A 15,290-nucleotide genomic window follows, 5' to 3' on the forward strand; every position below is an offset into this window, starting at 1 on the left:
GGACGGTTCCGTGCGCGCGGCGCCGGGCAAGATCACCCACCGGGCCCCGTTTCCGGCGACGGAGCGGCGACGGCCGCGGTCACGCCGTGCGGCAGGACATGCGGGCGTTCGCGGGGAAGTGCCGGGAGCGCCGTGCGCGTACGGCAGACTGGGGGCGCGAGGACCGATGTTAAGGATGGGTATGCCGATCACACCTGCCACCGCGACGACCGGCTCGTCGAACGGCACCGCGGACGCGATTTTGCTGGAACTGGTCGATGAGGACGGCGTGACCATCGGTACCGCGGAGAAGCTCGCGGCCCATCAGGCGCCGGGGCGGCTGCACCGGGCGTTCTCGGTGTTCCTCTTCGACGAGCGGGGCCGGCTGCTGCTTCAGCAGCGGGCGCTGGGCAAGTACCACTCCCCCGGTGTCTGGTCCAACACGTGCTGCGGTCACCCCTACCCGGGTGAGGCGCCGTTCGCGGCGGCCGCGCGGCGCACGTTCGAGGAGCTGGGGGTGTCCCCCTCGCTGATGGCGGAGGCGGGCACGGTCCGCTACAACCACCCGGACCCGGCGTCGGGCCTGGTGGAGCAGGAGTACAACCACCTGTTCGTGGGGATGGTGCAGTCCGCGCTGCGGCCGGATCCGGAGGAGGTCGGCGACACGGTCTTCGTGACGCCCGCCGAGCTGGCGGAGCGGCACGCGAAGGACGTGTTCTCCTCCTGGTTCATGACCGTGCTGGACGCGGCCAGGCCGGCGGTGCGGGAGCTGACGGGTCCCTCGGCCGGCTGGTGAACCGGCGCCGGCTGGTGAGCTAGCGGTTCCCCGCGGGTTTGAGCGGCAGGGCGGCCCAGATCACCTTGCCGCCGCTCGTGGTGTGTTCGACGTCGCACACCCCGCCCGCCTCCCGGGCGATCTCCCGCACCAGCAGCAGTCCCCGGCCGCCCGTCCGGCCGTGGTCGGCCTCCAGGGCGGTCGGGCGGTAGGGATGGCTGTCCTCCACGGACACCCGCACCCACTCGGCCCCGACGGCCACCTCCACCGCGAGGACCGGCGACAGCAGCGCCGCGTGCCGTACGGCGTTGGTCACCAGCTCGGAGACGATCAGCAGCAGGCCCTGGAGCAGGTCGTCCGAGGCCGGCACCCCCTGCCGGTGCAGCAGGTCCCGCACGGCGTGTCTCGCCTGCGGGACCGAGGCGTCCACAGCGGACGCGGTGAACCGCCAGACGCCCTCGTACGGCAGCGGCAGCGGTTGCGGTTGCGGTTGCGGCACTCTGCCGGCCGGGGGGTCCTCCGGCGTTCCGGGGGGCGCACCCGCCTCGCCCTCCGGGCGTGGGCCGGGCCCGCACCCCTGGTTCTCCATCGTCCGGTCGCCGTCCTTGCGCTCGATTGTCACCACACGTCGAGTGTTGGTAACGCGACGCTTCCCCTCGGATGCCTGAACAGAAGTCAGCCGATATAGAGCGTTCCCGACCGCCTCGGCCTCCTTCTGCCGGAAAACCGACCACTTTTGTTGTGCTCACGTCGCCTTCGCTCACTCTTCGGGTTGTACGGGTTCGGCGGGGCGCCCGCCCGGTGCGTCCCCGGCGCCGGTCCCGTCGGCGACGCGCTCGGAGACCGTGCGTTCGGAGACCATGCCCACGATGCGCCGGCCGCCGAAGCCGGTGGCGAGCAGGCCGAGGCCGTCGAAGAGCAGGGCGAGGGAGAAGAAGCAGCCGATGACGTACTGGCTGCTGCTCGGCCAGTCGATCAGCACCAGGACGCCCAGCAGCAGGTCGAAGGCGCCCAGCAGGAGCGTCCAGCCGAACTGCGGGCCCCGTACGACCATGCTGCCGACCAGTCGGAAGAGGCCGCCGGTGAGGAACAGCAGGGCGGCGAACATGGTGAGCGCGGCGGCGGCCTCGTCGGGCTTGCGGATGATCACGACACCGGCGGCGATGTTCAGGGCGGCCACGATCACGCCGAGCCAGAAGAAGTTGGTGCCCCGGGCCTGGGTCGCGTGCAGCAGGCCGACGACGCCGCCGATCAGGAGCAGCCAGCCGAACAGCAGCATCGACGTCAGGGTGGCGATACCGGTGTAGACGAGCCCGACGAGCCCGGCCACCACCAGGATCACCCCGAGCACGGTGAGCCGGCTGAACTCCCTGCGCAGTCTGGCCGCCTCGCCTCGGGGCCGGGTGGACGTGTCCATGGGCGCCTCCTCGTGCCGTCCCCCTTTTGGTCACCTTTGCCCCCGATGCCGTGACGCTCACCCCACCGGGCTCGATCGGGTGCGCGGCCGCACGGTTAGCATCCGGGCCATGGAGCCCGAACTGCTGCACGGTGTCACCGACGCCGTCGCCACCGTCGTCCTGCACCATCCGGCCAAGCGCAACGCCATGACGGCCGCGATGTGGCGGGCGCTGCCGCCGCTGCTGGCGAAGCTGGCCGCCGATCCCGGCGTGGGGGCGCTGGTGCTGACCGGGGCGGGCGGCACGTTCTGCGCGGGGGCCGACATCTCCACGCTCCAGGGCTCGCCGGACGAGGCCCAGGCGCTGGCCGTGCGGGCCGAGGAGGCCCTCGCCGCCTTTCCCAAGCCGACGCTGGCCGCCGTGAAGGGGCACTGCGTGGGCGGGGGCGCGCAGCTGGCGGCCGCCTGCGACCTGCGGTTCGCCGAGGAGGGCGCGCTGTTCGGGGTGACGCCGGCCAGGCTCGGGATCGTCTACCCCTCCTCCGCCACCCGGCGGCTGGTGACGCTGGTGGGGCCGTCCGCCGCCAAGTACCTTCTGTTCTCCGGCGAGTTGATCGACGCGACGCGGGCGCTGCGCACAGGCCTGGTCGACGAGGTGCTGCCGGCCGGCGAACTCGACGGCAGGGTGCGGGAGTTCACGCGCGTGCTGGTGTCCCGTTCGCGGCTGACGCAGGCCGCGGCGAAGGAGTTCGCCGACGGCCGCACGGACCGCGACGCCCACTGGGCGGCGCAGGCGCGCGGCAGCGGCGACACCGCGGAGGGGGTCGCCGCCTTCCTGGAGCGCAGGGAGCCGCGCTTCACCTGGACTACGTCAGGATGAACCGGCTCTTGGCGCGGAACTCCTCGACGAGGTGGGCCGGTGCCTTGTGCGGTGATCCGGCGTCGTAGGGCGGCCGCGGGTCGTACTCGGTGAGCAGCTGGACGGCCTGGGCGTGTTCGTCGCCGGCGATCCGGCCGAGCAGGGTGAGGCCCATGTCGATGCCCGCGGAGACGCCGGCCGCGGTGACGTACTTGCCGTCGGTGACGACCCGCTCCCCGGTCGGTTCGGCGCCGTACCGCCGCAACTGTTCCAGGGCGAGCCAGTGCGAGGTGGCCCGGCGGCCCTCGAGGAGTCCGGCGGCGGCCAGGAGCAGGGAGCCGGTGCACACCGAGGTCGTCCAGGTGCTGGTGGCGTCGGCGGCGCGCAGCCAGTCCAGCAGCAGGGGGTTGTCCATCTGCGGGCTCTGGCCGGGGCCGCCGGGCACGACGACGATGTCGGGGCGCGGCACCTCGGCGAGGGCCCGGTCGGCGGTGAGGGCGAGGTTCCCGGTGTCCGCGCGCACGGGGCCGGGGCGCTCGGCGACGAAGACGGTCCGCGCGTCGGGGAGGCGGCCGAGGGTCTCGTAGGGGCCTACGGCGTCCAGGGCGGTGAAGCGGTCGAAGAGGACGATGGCGATCTGCATGCGCTGCCTTCCGGAAGGGCCGGTGGACTTTCAGGTTCAGGGGTCGGGGACGGAGGCCGGGACGAGGGCGGAGGCCGCGGCGGGGACGGGAACCGGTGAGGCAACGGGGTCCGGCGCGGGAGCGGGAGCAGGGCCGGAGGCGAGGTCCGCGGCGGGGCGGAAGCGGCGGCGGTACTCGGCCGGGGAGACGGCGAGCGCCTTGACGAAGGCCCGCCGCATGGCCTCGGGGGTGCCGTAGCCGCTGGCGCGGGAGACTTCCTCGACGCCCTCGCCGGTGTCCTCCAGCAGCCGGCGGGCGTGCTCGAGGCGGACCCGGTCGACGTAGCGGCCCGGGGTCGTGCCGGTCTCCGCGCGGAAGACGCGGGCGAAGTGGCGGGGCGACAGCGCGGCGCGGGCGGCCAGCGCCTCGACGCCCAGGTCGGCCTCCGGGTGCTCGGTGATCCAGTGCTGGACCTCCCGCAGCGGCTCGCGGCGGGCGGTCTGCGCGGCGAGCTGGGCACTGAACTGGGCCTGGTTGCCGGGCCTGCGCAGGAAGACGACCAGGTGGCGGGCGACGTCGAGCGCCACCTCCCGGCCGAGGTCCTCCTCGACCAGGGCGAGGGCGAGATCGATGCCCGCGGTGACGCCGGCCGAGGTGGAGACCCGCCCGTCGCGCACGTAGACGGGGTCGGGGTCGACCTCGACCGCCGGGTGGTCACGGGCGAGGGTGGCGCAGTAGGCCCAGTGGGTGGTGGCGCGGCGGCCGTCCAGCAGGCCCGCGCGGGCGAGCAGGATCGCGCCGGTGCACACGGAGACCAGCCGCGGGGCGTGCGGGCCGTGCTCGCGCAGCCAGTGGGTCAGCCGCGGGTCGGGCCGGCGGGTGCCCTGCCCGCCCGGCACGAGGAGCGTGTGCGGTTCGGGCGCGTCGGCGAGAGCCGTGTCGGGCACCAGGGCCAGGCCGCTGGAGGTGCGCACGGCACCGCCGTCCAGGGACGCGGTCCGCACGCGGTACGTGCCCGGAGCGTGCCGGTCGGCCCCCGCGAAGACCTCCACGGGGCCGGTGACGTCGAGGCTCTGGACGTCGTCGAAGAGGACGACGAGGACGGTTCGCTGGGCCATGCGGTCGATTCTTCGCGGGCCGCGCGACGGCCGCAACGACGAGTTCCCCACCTTTCCTGCCATGGGCGGCCGGCCGCCCGTGGACAGCCGCGCGGGCGATCAGGGACGAAAAGGGACGAACACCCTGGTCGCGAGGACGGCGGCAGCCGGACACGCATGATCGGCCGCGGCCGAGGTAGACGGAGGGTCCGGCCGCGACGGCCGGGAGACGACAGGGTCCGGCCGTCGCGGCCGGGGACGAGAGGAGACTTCCGTGTTCCGTGCGATCGCAGATGTACTGCGGCAGATCGGTGGAGCCATCGCCACGGTGGTGACGCTGCCCTTCCGGGCCGTGGCCCGGCTGTTCGGCGGGGCCTCCGCGAGCACGCGGCACGGCCGGGCCTGAGACCCGCCCGGACCCGCCCCGATCCCCGGGTGTCGGCACCGCCTGCCACAATTGCCGCGCAACCCCAGTGGAGAAGGCGGTACGGGATCGTGACGACACCCGGGTCCATCGAAGTAGGGTCCATCGAAGGCAGGATCGCCGAGGAACTCGGCGTACGGGAGCGGCAGGTGAAGTCCGCCGTGGAGCTGCTCGACAGCGGCTCCACGGTGCCCTTCATCGCCCGCTACCGCAAGGAAGCGACCGAGATGCTCGACGACGCGCAGCTGCGCACGATCGAGGAGCGGCTGCGCTACCTGCGGGAGCTGGAGGAGCGCCGGACGGCGATCCTGGAGTCCGTGCGCGAGCAGGGCAGGCTCAGCGACGAGCTGGAGGCGCGGATCCGGGGCGCCGAGACCAAGGCGCGGCTCGAGGACATCTACCTGCCGTTCAAGCCGAAGCGGCGGACGAAGGCGCAGATCGCGCGGGAGGCGGGCCTGGTGCCGCTCGCCGACGGACTGCTGGGCGACCCGTCCGTGGAGCCGCTCGCCGCGGCGGCCGCCTTCGTCGACGCCGACAAGGGCGTCGCCGATCCGCAGGCCGCCCTCGACGGCGCCCGGGCGATCCTCACCGAGCGGTTCTCGGAGGACGCCGACCTGATCGGCGAGCTGCGCGAGCGCATGTGGGTGCGGGGCCGGCTCACCGCGCGGGTGCGGGAGGGCAAGGAGGAGACGGGCGCCAAGTTCGCCGACTACTTCGACTTCGCCGAGCCGTTCACCGAGCTGCCCTCGCACCGCGTCCTGGCGATGCTGCGCGGGGAGAAGGAGGAGGTCCTCGACCTCGTCCTGGAGCCCGAGGAGCCGACGGACGGACCGTCGTCGTACGAGGGGATCGTGGCGCACCGGTTCGGCATCGCCGACCGGGGGCGGCCGGGCGACAAGTGGCTGAAGGACACGGTCCGCTGGGCCTGGCGCACCCGCCTCCTGGTGCACCTCGGCATCGACCTGCGGCTCAGGCTGCGCACGGCCGCCGAGGACGAGGCGGTGAACGTCTTCGCGGCGAACCTGCGCGACCTGCTGCTCGCCGCCCCGGCGGGCACGCGCGCGACGCTCGGCCTGGACCCCGGCTTCCGTACGGGCGTGAAGGTGGCCGTCGTCGACGCGACCGGCAAGGTGGTGGCCACCGACGTCATCCATCCGCACGTCCCTGCCAACAGGTGGGACGAGGCGATCGCCAGGCTCGCGCGGCTGGCGAAGGAGCACGCGGTCGAGCTGATCGCGATCGGCAACGGCACCGCGTCCCGCGAGACCGACAAGCTGGCCGGGGAACTCATCGTCAAGCACCCGGAGTTGAAGCTCACCAAGGTGATGGTGTCCGAGGCCGGGGCCTCCGTGTACTCGGCGTCCGCGTTCGCCTCGCAGGAGCTGCCCGACATGGACGTGTCGCTGCGCGGCGCGGTCTCGATCGCACGCCGGCTCCAGGACCCGCTCGCCGAGCTGGTGAAGATCGACCCGAAGTCGATCGGCGTCGGGCAGTACCAGCACGACCTGTCCGAGGTGAAGCTGTCGCGTTCGCTGGACGCGGTGGTGGAGGACTGCGTGAACGGCGTCGGGGTCGACGTCAACACCGCCTCGGCCCCGCTGCTCGCCCGCGTCTCGGGCATCACCTCCGGCCTCGCCGAGAACATCGTGGCGCACCGGGACTCCAACGGGCCGTTCACGTCACGGCAGTCCCTGAAGAAGGTGCCCCGGCTGGGCCCGAAGGCGTACGAACAGTGTGCGGGCTTCCTGCGGATCCGCGGCGGCGACGACCCGCTGGACGCCTCCAGCGTGCACCCCGAGGCCTACCCGGTGGTGCGGCGGATGGTGAAGACGTCCGGTCAGGAGGTGGCCTCGCTGGTGGGCAACACGGCGGTGCTGCGTTCGCTGCGGCCGGCCGACTTCGTGGACGAGACGTTCGGTCTGCCGACCGTGACCGACATCCTCAGGGAGCTGGAGAAGCCGGGGCGCGACCCGCGGCCGGCGTTCAGGACGGCCTCGTTCAAGGAGGGCGTGGAGAAGATCTCCGACCTGGAGTCCGGGATGGTCCTGGAGGGCGTGGTCACGAACGTGGCGGCCTTCGGGGCGTTCATCGACGTCGGCGTCCACCAGGACGGACTGGCGCACGTCTCCGCGTTGTCCAGGACGTTCGTCAAGGACCCGCGGGACGTGGTCAAGCCCGGTGACATCGTCAAGGTGAAGGTCCTGGACGTCGACATCCCGCGCAAGCGGATCTCGCTGACGCTCCGGCTGGACGACGAGGCGGCCCCGAAGGGCGATCCGTCGGGCGAGGGCCGGCCGCAGCGCGGCGGTCGTCCGCCGCAGCAGCGCCGGCAGGGCGGGCAGGGCGGGCAGCGCGGCGGGGGTGGACGGGCCGACGGCTCGCGTCAGGCGCCGCCGCCGGCCAACAGCGCGATGGCGGACGCCCTGCGCCGGGCGGGCCTGACCGACGGCCCGAAGGGCAAGCGGTAGGACGCGTGTGCCGGGCCCGGTCCTCCGCGCTGCGCGGGGGCCGGGTCCGGCGCCGGGTGAGCCGGTCCAGTGCCGCGGCAGGCGACGTCTGCCCGTCGAGGAGCGGCGTCCGGTGCGTGCTCTGGGGGTGCCCCCGGCCGAAGGGCGGGGGACGTCGGCAACCGACGACAACGCCGCTGGGGGCACCCCCTCCGGGGGAGGGCGTGCCGGATCCCGCGTCTGCGGCATGATCCGCCGGACAGGCCCTAGCGTTCCGTCACCTTGCCGTCGGTGACCTCCAGGCGCCGGGTGACGTGGACCGCGTCCAGCATGCGGCGGTCGTGGGTCACCAGCAGGAGGGTGCCCTGGTAGGCGTCGAGGGCCGACTCCAGTTGCTCGATGGCCGGCAGGTCGAGGTGGTTGGTGGGCTCGTCGAGGACGAGGAGGTTCACCCCTCGGCCCTGGAGGAGCGCGAGCGCCGCGCGGGTGCGTTCCCCCGGTGACAGGGTGGCCGCCGGGCGCAGCACGTGCTCCGCCTTCAGGCCGAACTTGGCCAGCAGCGTGCGCACTTCCGCCGGTTCGGTGTCGGGGACGGCCGCGCCGAACGCGTCCAGCAGCGCCTCGGGTCCGTGGAACAGCTTGCGGGCCTGGTCGACCTCGCCGACCAGGACGCCCGAGCCGAGGGCGGCGTGTCCGGCGTCCAGCGGGACCCGGCCGAGGAGCGCGCCGAGCAGGGTCGACTTGCCCGCGCCGTTGGCGCCGGTCACCGCGACCCGGTCGGCCCAGTCGATCTGGAGGGTCACCGGGCCGAGGGCGAAGTCGCCGCGCCGCACCTCGGCGTCGCGCAGGGTCGCCACGACGGCGCCGGAGCGCGGGGCGGACGCGATCTCCATGCGCAGCTCCCACTCCTTGCGCGGCTCGTCGACCACCTCCAGGCGTTCGATCATGCGCTGGGTCTGGCGGGCCTTCGCGGCCTGCTTCTCGCTGGCCTCGCTGCGGAACTTGCGGCCGATCTTGTCGTTGTCGTTGGCCGCCTTGCGGCGGGCGTTCTTGACTCCCTTGTCCATCCAGGAGCGCTGGGTCTGCGCGCGGTCCTGGAGGGCGGCCTTCTTGTCGGCGAACTCCTCGTAGTCGTCGCGGGCGTGCCGGCGGGCCACCTCCCGCTCCTCCAGGTAGGCGTCGTAGCCGCCGCCGTAGAGCCTGATCTGCTGCTGGGCGAGGTCGAGTTCGAGGACCTTGGTGACGGTCCGGGTGAGGAACTCGCGGTCGTGGCTGACGACGACGGTGCCGGCGCGCAGACCGGTCACGAAGCGCTCCAGGCGCTCCAGGCCGTCCAGGTCGAGGTCGTTGGTGGGCTCGTCGAGGAGGAAGACGTCGTAGCGGGACAGGAGCAGGGAGGCCAGGCCCGCGCGGGCCGCCTGGCCGCCGGACAGGGAGGTCATCGGCTGGTCCAGGTCGACGCCGAGGCCGAGGGAGTCGGCGATCTCCCCGGCGCGCTCGTCGAGGTCGGCGCCGCCGAGGTCGAGCCAGCGCTCCAGGCTGGTCGCGTACGCGTCGTCGGAGCCCGGCGCCCCCTCGACGAGGGCCTGGGTGGCCTCGTCCATGGTCCGCTGGGCCTCGGCGACGCCGGTGCGGCGGGCCAGGAACTCCCGCACGCTCTCGCCGGGGCGGCGCTCGGGCTCCTGGGGCAGGTGGCCGACGGTCGCGGTCGGCGGGGACAGGCGCAGCTCGCCCTGCTCGGGTGCGGTGAGCCCGGCGAGGAGCGTCAGCAGGGTGGACTTGCCCGCGCCGTTGGCTCCGACCAGCCCGATCACGTCACCGGGGGCGACGACGAGGTCGAGCCCGGAGAAGAGGGAGCGGTCGCCGTGGCCGGCGGCGAGGTTCTTGGCGACGAGGGTGGCAGTCATCAGACGGTAGATCCTAGTCGGCGGCCGGTGCCGGGATCGCACCGCACCGTCGCCGGTGGGCCGGGCATCGGCTACCGTCCGGGCGTGGAGACTCAGCGCGGTGGCGAGGTGGTCGTGGTCGGGGGCGGGGTCGTCGGGCTGGCGACGGCGGTCGTCCTCGCCGAGCGGGGCCGGCGGGTCCGGGTGTGGACGCGGGACCCGGTGGAGCGGACCACCTCGGCGGTCGCGGGCGCGCTGTGGTGGCCGTACCACATCGAGCCGGTGGCGGCGGCGCGGACGTGGGCGCTGCGCTCGCTGGAGGTGTACGAGGAGCTGGCGGAGCGGCCGGAGTCGACCGGGGTGCGCCTGGTCGAGGGGGTGATGGGCGAGACCGACCTGGACGACGTCGAGGGCTGGGCCGTCGGCCGGCTGGCCGGGCTGCGCCGGGCGACGGCCGCGGAGTACCCCGGCGGCACCGCCGTCCGGGCCCGGCTGCCGCTGATCGACATGGCGGTGCACCTGCCCTGGCTGCGGGAGCGGCTGCGGCGGGCGGGCGGCACGGTCGAGGAGCGCACGGTGCGGGATCTGACGGAGGCCGACGCGCCGGTGGTGGTGAACTGCACCGGCCTGGGCGCGCGCGATCTGGTCCCGGACCCTTCGGTACGGCCCGTGCGCGGGCAGCTGGTCGTCGTGGCGAACCCGGGGGTGCGCACCTGGCTCGTCTCCACCGCGCCGGACGGCGGGACGGCCTACCTCTTCCCGCAGCCGGGGCGGCTGCTGCTGGGCGGCACGGCGGAGGACGGCGTGTGGTCCCTGGAGCCGGACCCGGCGGTGGCGGCGGCGATCGTGCGGCGGTGTGCGGCGCTGCGGCCGGAGGTGGCCGGGGCGCGGGTCCTGGAGCATCGGGTCGGGCTGCGGCCGGTCCGTCCGGCGGTGCGGCTGGAGCGGGAGGTGCTGCCGGACGGCCGGGTGGTGGTGCACCACTACGGGCACGGCGGTGCCGGGGTGACCGTGGCGTGGGGCTGCGCGGAGGAGGCGGCCGGGCTGGCCGCCCCCTCCTGAAGCCGCTCCCCCGGGGTCCGTCCGGGCACGACGTCCCTTCCTGAAGCCGTTCCCCCGGGGTCCGTCCGGGCACGACGTCCCTTCCTGAAGCCGCTCCCCCGGGGTCCGTCCGGCACGATCCGCCGGACAGGCCCTACGGGACTACGGGACCGCGGGACTACGGGACGCGCTGTGCGTGCCGCGGGGCCGCGGCGCCGTCCAGCGGCCCGGAGGGCGCGGCGGCCGCCGGCGTGCCGGCCGTGGGGCGGCCGCGAAGGCCCGGGCGCCGCCGCCGACGACGAACGGGATGTTGGCGGTGGTGCGGGACAGGTCCGGGGTGAGGGTCGGGGTGTCGGCGGGCGGGTCGCCGAGGTCCTTGTCGGGGCCCGCGACGATCGGCGCCAGGCGGTGGCCCGCCGGGACGACGTGGTCGGTGGCGGCCGGGTCGAGAGTGATCGTGTACGCCCCGCCCGGTGTGAGCGGGACGGTGCAGCGGCCAACTCCCCTGCGGAAGAAGGCGATGGGGCAGCGGCCGGTGCGGGCGGCTCAGCGGGCGGGGCTCTCCCGGTCCGCCCCGGCGAGGAGTTCGTCGCGGCCGATGGCGGCCGCCTGCGTGGAGGGGACCGTGCAGGCGTACGCCCCCGCGACCGCGCCGTACCGGGCGCACCGGTGCGGGGGTTCGCCGGTGAGGCGGCCGTAGAGGAAGGCGGCGGCGAAGGCGTCGCCGGCGCCGTTGCTGTCCACCACCGGGGCCGGGGGCGTCACGGGCGGTACGTGGGTCAGCTCGCCGTCGGCCAGCAGGTACGCGCCCTCGGCGCCGGCCGTGGCGACGACCGCCTCGGCGCGGCCCCGTTCGGCGATGCGGCGCATGGTGCGCTCGGGGTCGGCCAGGGCGGTCGTGGAGAGGAAGACGACGTCGGCGGTGTGCGCGAACGACTCGTGGTAGGGGTTCTCGCCGTCCCAGTTGTGCAGGTCGGTGGAGAGGCTCACGCCGCTCTCGCGCAGGGCGGGCAGGGCGTGGGCGCAGGGCTGGGTGATGGACACGTGCGCGTGCCGGCTGGCGCCGGCGAGGGTCCGCAGGGTGTCGTCCGGGAACCGGTCGTCGGGGTGGGCGCGGCTGGTGTCGTACAGGGAGAGGCGCCTGCCGTCCGGGCCGACCAGGTTGACCGCGCGCTTGGTGCCGGCGGGCTGCGGGACCGCGGTGAGGGCGATGTCCCGGTCCTCGTGCAGGGCGCGCACCAGGTCGCCCTCGGGGTCGTCGCCGAGGAAGTCCAGGTGGTGGGTGCGCAGGCCGAGGCTGCTCAGCCCCAGCGCGACGAAGTCGCCCGTCTGTCCCGCGCGGGTGCGGACCCCGCTGTCGATCATGTAGCTGTCGGCGTACGGGAGCGGCAGCTCCGGCACGTGCACGATGGTGTCCACCCCCGCGCCGCCCAGCACGAGCACGTCGATGTCCCGACTGTCCCGGCTCACTTCTGCCCCTCCCCGTGGTCGTGGACCGTGGCGGCGGTCCCTCGTGCCGGGAGCCGCCCGGCGACGAGCGGCTCCACGCGGGACCGCTTGCCGGCGGCCGGACCGCAGCCTAGCGTTCCGCCGGGCGTAAGGGGGTTGAGTGATCGCCCTGTTCCGGGCCCGCGGCCGTGGTGCTCCGTGGGCCGGTGCGGCCGTTCGACGGCACGCGTCGCGGAGGGTCCCCGCGCACGAGGTGGTCTCCGGGGCGTGGGCACGGGTTTCACAGCACTGGTGTGACAGCGATACTGCTGCACATGACGATCGAGACCGAGGAGCCGGCCCTCACGGTCGACGAGCTGGCCGCTCGTGCGGGGGTCACCGTGCGGACGGTGCGGTTCTACAGCACCAAGGGGCTGCTGCCGCCGCCGGTGATCGGTCCGCGCCGGGTGGGGCGGTACGGGCAGGAGCACCTCGCGCGCCTCGCGCTGATCGAGGAACTTCAGCGGCAGGGCCTGACGCTGGCGGCGATCGAGCGCTACCTGGACCGGCTGCCGCCCGGCCTCGACGCCCGTGACCTGGCCGTGCACCGGGCGGTGGTGGCGTCCTGGGCGCCGGACGCCGTGGAGACGGTGTCGCGGGAGGAGCTCGAGCGGCGGGCGGGGCGGGCGCTGGACGACGAGGACGTGGCGCGGCTGACCGCCATGGGCGTGCTGGGCGAGCGGGCCGGCGACGGCGCGTACCGCGTCGACGCCGGGCTGCTCAGGCTGGGCGTCCGCCTCCTCGACGTAGCGCTGTCGCAGGAGGCGATCCTCGCGGCCCGCACCGTCCTGGTGGACCATGCGCGGGCGGCGGCCCACGAGCTGTCGCGGCTGCTCCGCGAGGACGTGGCGGAGCGGGACGCGCGGGCGGTGCGGTCGCTGTCGGCGCACATGCAGCCGCTGGTCGTGCAGGCGCTGCTGACGGCCTTCCAGCGGTCGCTGACCGAGGAGGTGCGGGAGTGGCTCGGGGAGCCGCCGGAGACCGACGGCTCCCCGTGACCGGCGGATCCCCGCGAGGTGCGGCTCCCCGTGACGGGCGGACCGCTCAGCGGGCGTCCGTGAAGGTCTCGCCCTTCTCCGCCTTGGCCACCAGCAGCGCGGGCGGGGTGAAGCGGTCGCCGTAGCGCTCGGCGAGTTCACGCGCGCGTGCCACGAATCCGGGCAGGCCGCCGTCGTAGCCGTTGATGTACTGCAGGACGCCGCCGGTCCAGCCGGGGAAGCCGATGCCGAACAGGGAGCCGATGTTGGCGTCGGCGACGGACGTCAGGACGCCCTCCTCCAGGAGGCGGACGGTGTCGAGGGCCTCGGAGAACAGCATGCGTTCCTGCATGTCCTCGAAAGGCACGGTCGCGGAGGGGCTCCGCGCGCCGTCGCGGGTGAAGTGCTCGCGCAGGCCCGGCCACAGTCCGGTCCGCTTCCCGTCCTCGTCGTAGTCGTAGAAGCCCGCTCCCCCGCTGCGGCCGGTGCGGCCGAACTCGTCGACCATGCGGTCGATGACGGCCTCGGCGGGGTGGCCGGGCCAGGTGCCGCCGGCCTCTTCGACGGCCCGCTTCGACTCGTTGCGGATCTTTCGCGGCAGGGTGAGGGTCAGCTCGTCCATGAGGGACAGGACCTTGGCCGGGTAGCCGGCCTGGGCGGCCGCCTGCTCCACGGACGCGGGCTCGATGCCCTCGCCGACCATGGCGACGCCCTCGTTGATGAAGTGGCCGATGACCCGGGAGGTGAAGAAGCCGCGCGAGTCGTTGACGACGATCGGCGTCTTCTTGATCTGCCGGACCAGGTCGAAGGCACGGGCGAGGGCCTCGTCGCCGGTGCGCTCGCCCTTGATGATCTCGACGAGCGGCATCTTGTCGACGGGCGAGAAGAAGTGCAGCCCCACGAAGTCGCCCTGCCGCTCGACGCCCTCGGCGAGGACGGTGATGGGCAGGGTGGAGGTGTTGGAGCAGAGCAGGGCGTCGGGCTCGACGATGTGCTGGATCTCCTGGAACACCTTGTGCTTGAGCGAGGTGTCCTCGAAGACGGCCTCGATGACGGCGTCGCAGCCGGCCAGGTCCTGCGGGTCCGCGGTGGGCGTGATGCGGGCGAGGAGGGCGTCCGCCTTCTCCTGGCTGGTGCGGCCGCGGGAGACCGCCTTGGCGCAGAGCTTCTCGGAGTACGCCTTGCCCTTGAGGGCCGCTTCGAGGGAGACGTCCTTGAGGACGACGTCGATGCCCGCGCGGGCGCACGCGTAGGCGATGCCGGCGCCCATCATCCCGGCGCCGAGGACGGCCGCCCTGCGGACCTGGCGGGGCTCGACGCCCCGGGGCCGGCTGACCCCGGAGTTGACGGCCTGGAGGTCGAAGAAGAACGCCTGGATCATGTTCTTCGACGTCTGTCCGGCGGCCAGTTCCACGAAGTAGCGGGCCTCGATGACCTGGGCGGTCTCGAAGTCGACCTGGGCGCCCTCGACGGCGGCGGCGAGGATGCCCCGCGGCGCCGGGTAGGGGGCGCCGCCGGTCTGCTTGCGCAGGGTGGCGGGGAAGGCGGGCAGGTTCGCCGCGAACTTGGGGTGGGCGGGGGTGCCGCCGGGGATGCGGTAGCCGGGCCGGTCCCAGGGCTGCTGCGACTCGGGGTGGGCGTCGATGAAGGCGCGGGCCTTGTCGAGCATCTCCTCGTGGGTGTCGGCGACCTCGTCGACCAGGCCGTTCTCCAGGGCGCGCCGCGGGCTGTACTGGGTGCCCTGGAGGAGGACCTTGAGGAGGGCGTCCGCGATGCCGAGCAGGCGGACCGTGCGCACGACGCCGCCGCCGCCGGGGAGCAGTCCGAGGGTGACCTCGGGGCAGCCGATCTTCGAGCCGGGCGCGTCGAGGGCGACGCGGTGGTGGCAGGCGAGGGCGAGTTCGTAACCGCCGCCCAGGGCGGCGCCGTTGAGGGCGGCGACGACGGGCTTGCCGAGGGTCTCGATGCGGCGCAGGTTGCGCTTGATCTCCAGGCCGCCGTCGAACAGCTCCTGGGCGGTGTCGGGGGTGACGCGGATCAGGTCGCGCAGGTCGCCGCCCGCGAAGAAGGTCTTCTTCGCGGAGGTGACGATGACGCCCCGGACGGTGTCCTTCTCGGCCTCCAGACGGTCGGCGACCCGCGCGAGCGAGGCGCGGAACGCCTGGTTCATGGTGTTGGCGGACTGGTCGGGGTCGTCGAGGACGAGGGTGACGAGGCCGGTGCGGTCCTGTTCCCAGCGGATGGTGGTGCTCTGTGTCATGACAGGGTCTCCGTAGCAGTCTCTTGGTTCCGCCGGGG

General features: G+C 74.0%; 14 protein-coding genes. 6 read left to right on the plus strand and 8 right to left on the minus strand.

Annotated features, from left to right (window positions below; all coding sequences use genetic code 11):
• Positions 1–181 precede the first annotated feature (181 nt).
• Positions 182–775 carry an isopentenyl-diphosphate Delta-isomerase gene (gene idi / locus ACH4N1_RS07970; RefSeq protein ID WP_366059568.1) on the plus strand — a complete coding sequence of 198 codons (594 nt, stop codon included), beginning with the start codon at positions 182–184 and terminating at the stop codon, positions 773–775.
• Positions 776–794: 19 nt separating this feature from the next.
• Here the strand turns inward: idi and ACH4N1_RS07975 are convergent, their stop codons facing one another.
• Together ACH4N1_RS07975 and ACH4N1_RS07980 are read right to left on the minus strand one after the other, a co-directional pair.
• Positions 795–1,379 (minus strand): ATP-binding protein, encoded by a 585-nt coding sequence (locus ACH4N1_RS07975; protein WP_398095380.1) that lies wholly within the window; start codon positions 1,377–1,379, stop codon positions 795–797.
• Positions 1,380–1,514: 135 nt separating this feature from the next.
• The gene (locus tag ACH4N1_RS07980; RefSeq protein WP_398095381.1) at positions 1,515–2,171 is read right to left on the minus strand and encodes an HdeD family acid-resistance protein; all 657 of its coding nucleotides are present in this window, start codon (positions 2,169–2,171) and stop codon (positions 1,515–1,517) included.
• A 109-nt stretch (positions 2,172–2,280) separates the two neighbouring features.
• Between ACH4N1_RS07980 and ACH4N1_RS07985 the strand changes: the two genes are divergently transcribed.
• Positions 2,281–3,030 (plus strand): enoyl-CoA hydratase/isomerase family protein, encoded by a 750-nt coding sequence (locus ACH4N1_RS07985; protein WP_398095383.1) that lies wholly within the window; start codon positions 2,281–2,283, stop codon positions 3,028–3,030.
• Here ACH4N1_RS07985 and ACH4N1_RS07990 read toward each other — a convergent pair.
• On the minus strand, positions 3,017–3,652 hold the full coding sequence (locus ACH4N1_RS07990) for a DJ-1/PfpI family protein (protein WP_398095385.1): 636 nt from the start codon (positions 3,650–3,652) through the stop codon (positions 3,017–3,019). The genes ACH4N1_RS07985 and ACH4N1_RS07990 overlap by 14 nt on opposite strands.
• A 36-nt stretch (positions 3,653–3,688) precedes the next feature.
• Complete coding sequence (locus ACH4N1_RS07995; protein ID WP_398095387.1) at positions 3,689–4,750, minus strand: GlxA family transcriptional regulator; 1,062 nt, start codon at positions 4,748–4,750, stop codon at positions 3,689–3,691.
• A gap of 253 nt (positions 4,751–5,003) precedes the next feature.
• Between ACH4N1_RS07995 and ACH4N1_RS08000 the strand changes: the two genes are divergently transcribed.
• Together ACH4N1_RS08000 and ACH4N1_RS08005 are read left to right on the plus strand one after the other, a co-directional pair.
• Positions 5,004–5,135: an LPFR motif small protein gene (locus ACH4N1_RS08000; protein WP_392000544.1), complete on the plus strand. Its 132-nt coding sequence runs from the start codon at positions 5,004–5,006 to the stop codon at positions 5,133–5,135.
• 89 nt (positions 5,136–5,224) lie between these two features.
• The gene (locus ACH4N1_RS08005; protein WP_398095388.1) at positions 5,225–7,621 is read left to right on the plus strand and encodes a Tex family protein; all 2,397 of its coding nucleotides are present in this window, start codon (positions 5,225–5,227) and stop codon (positions 7,619–7,621) included.
• Positions 7,622–7,866: 245 nt separating this feature from the next.
• Here the strand turns inward: ACH4N1_RS08005 and ACH4N1_RS08010 are convergent, their stop codons facing one another.
• Entirely contained in the window at positions 7,867–9,507 is a 1,641-nt protein-coding gene (locus ACH4N1_RS08010; RefSeq protein ID WP_398095390.1) for an ABC-F family ATP-binding cassette domain-containing protein, read from the minus strand.
• A gap of 84 nt (positions 9,508–9,591) precedes the next feature.
• Here ACH4N1_RS08010 and ACH4N1_RS08015 point away from each other — a divergent pair, with 84 nt between their 5' ends.
• The gene (locus ACH4N1_RS08015) at positions 9,592–10,548 is read left to right on the plus strand and encodes an FAD-dependent oxidoreductase (protein ID WP_398095392.1); all 957 of its coding nucleotides are present in this window, start codon (positions 9,592–9,594) and stop codon (positions 10,546–10,548) included.
• 141 nt (positions 10,549–10,689) lie between these two features.
• Here ACH4N1_RS08015 and ACH4N1_RS08020 read toward each other — a convergent pair whose 3' ends face one another.
• Both ACH4N1_RS08020 and ACH4N1_RS08025 read right to left on the minus strand, forming a co-directional pair.
• Positions 10,690–11,049 (minus strand): CocE/NonD family hydrolase C-terminal non-catalytic domain-containing protein, encoded by a 360-nt coding sequence (locus tag ACH4N1_RS08020; RefSeq protein WP_398095956.1) that lies wholly within the window; start codon positions 11,047–11,049, stop codon positions 10,690–10,692.
• 24 nt (positions 11,050–11,073) lie between these two features.
• Positions 11,074–11,997 carry a PfkB family carbohydrate kinase gene (locus tag ACH4N1_RS08025; RefSeq protein WP_398095393.1) on the minus strand — a complete coding sequence of 308 codons (924 nt, stop codon included), beginning with the start codon at positions 11,995–11,997 and terminating at the stop codon, positions 11,074–11,076.
• Between the two features lie 293 nt (positions 11,998–12,290).
• Between ACH4N1_RS08025 and ACH4N1_RS08030 the strand changes: the two genes are divergently transcribed.
• The gene (locus ACH4N1_RS08030; RefSeq protein ID WP_398095395.1) at positions 12,291–13,013 is read left to right on the plus strand and encodes a MerR family transcriptional regulator; all 723 of its coding nucleotides are present in this window, start codon (positions 12,291–12,293) and stop codon (positions 13,011–13,013) included.
• Between the two features lie 46 nt (positions 13,014–13,059).
• Here ACH4N1_RS08030 and ACH4N1_RS08035 read toward each other — a convergent pair whose 3' ends face one another.
• Positions 13,060–15,252, minus strand: coding sequence for a 3-hydroxyacyl-CoA dehydrogenase NAD-binding domain-containing protein (locus ACH4N1_RS08035; protein ID WP_398095397.1), 2,193 nt, complete (start codon positions 15,250–15,252; stop codon positions 13,060–13,062).
• Positions 15,253–15,290 lie beyond the last annotated feature (38 nt).

It is taken from the genome of Streptomyces sp. NPDC017202 (assembly GCF_044331705.1).
In the GTDB taxonomy this organism is placed as follows: Bacteria; Actinomycetota; Actinomycetes; order Streptomycetales; family Streptomycetaceae; genus Streptomyces.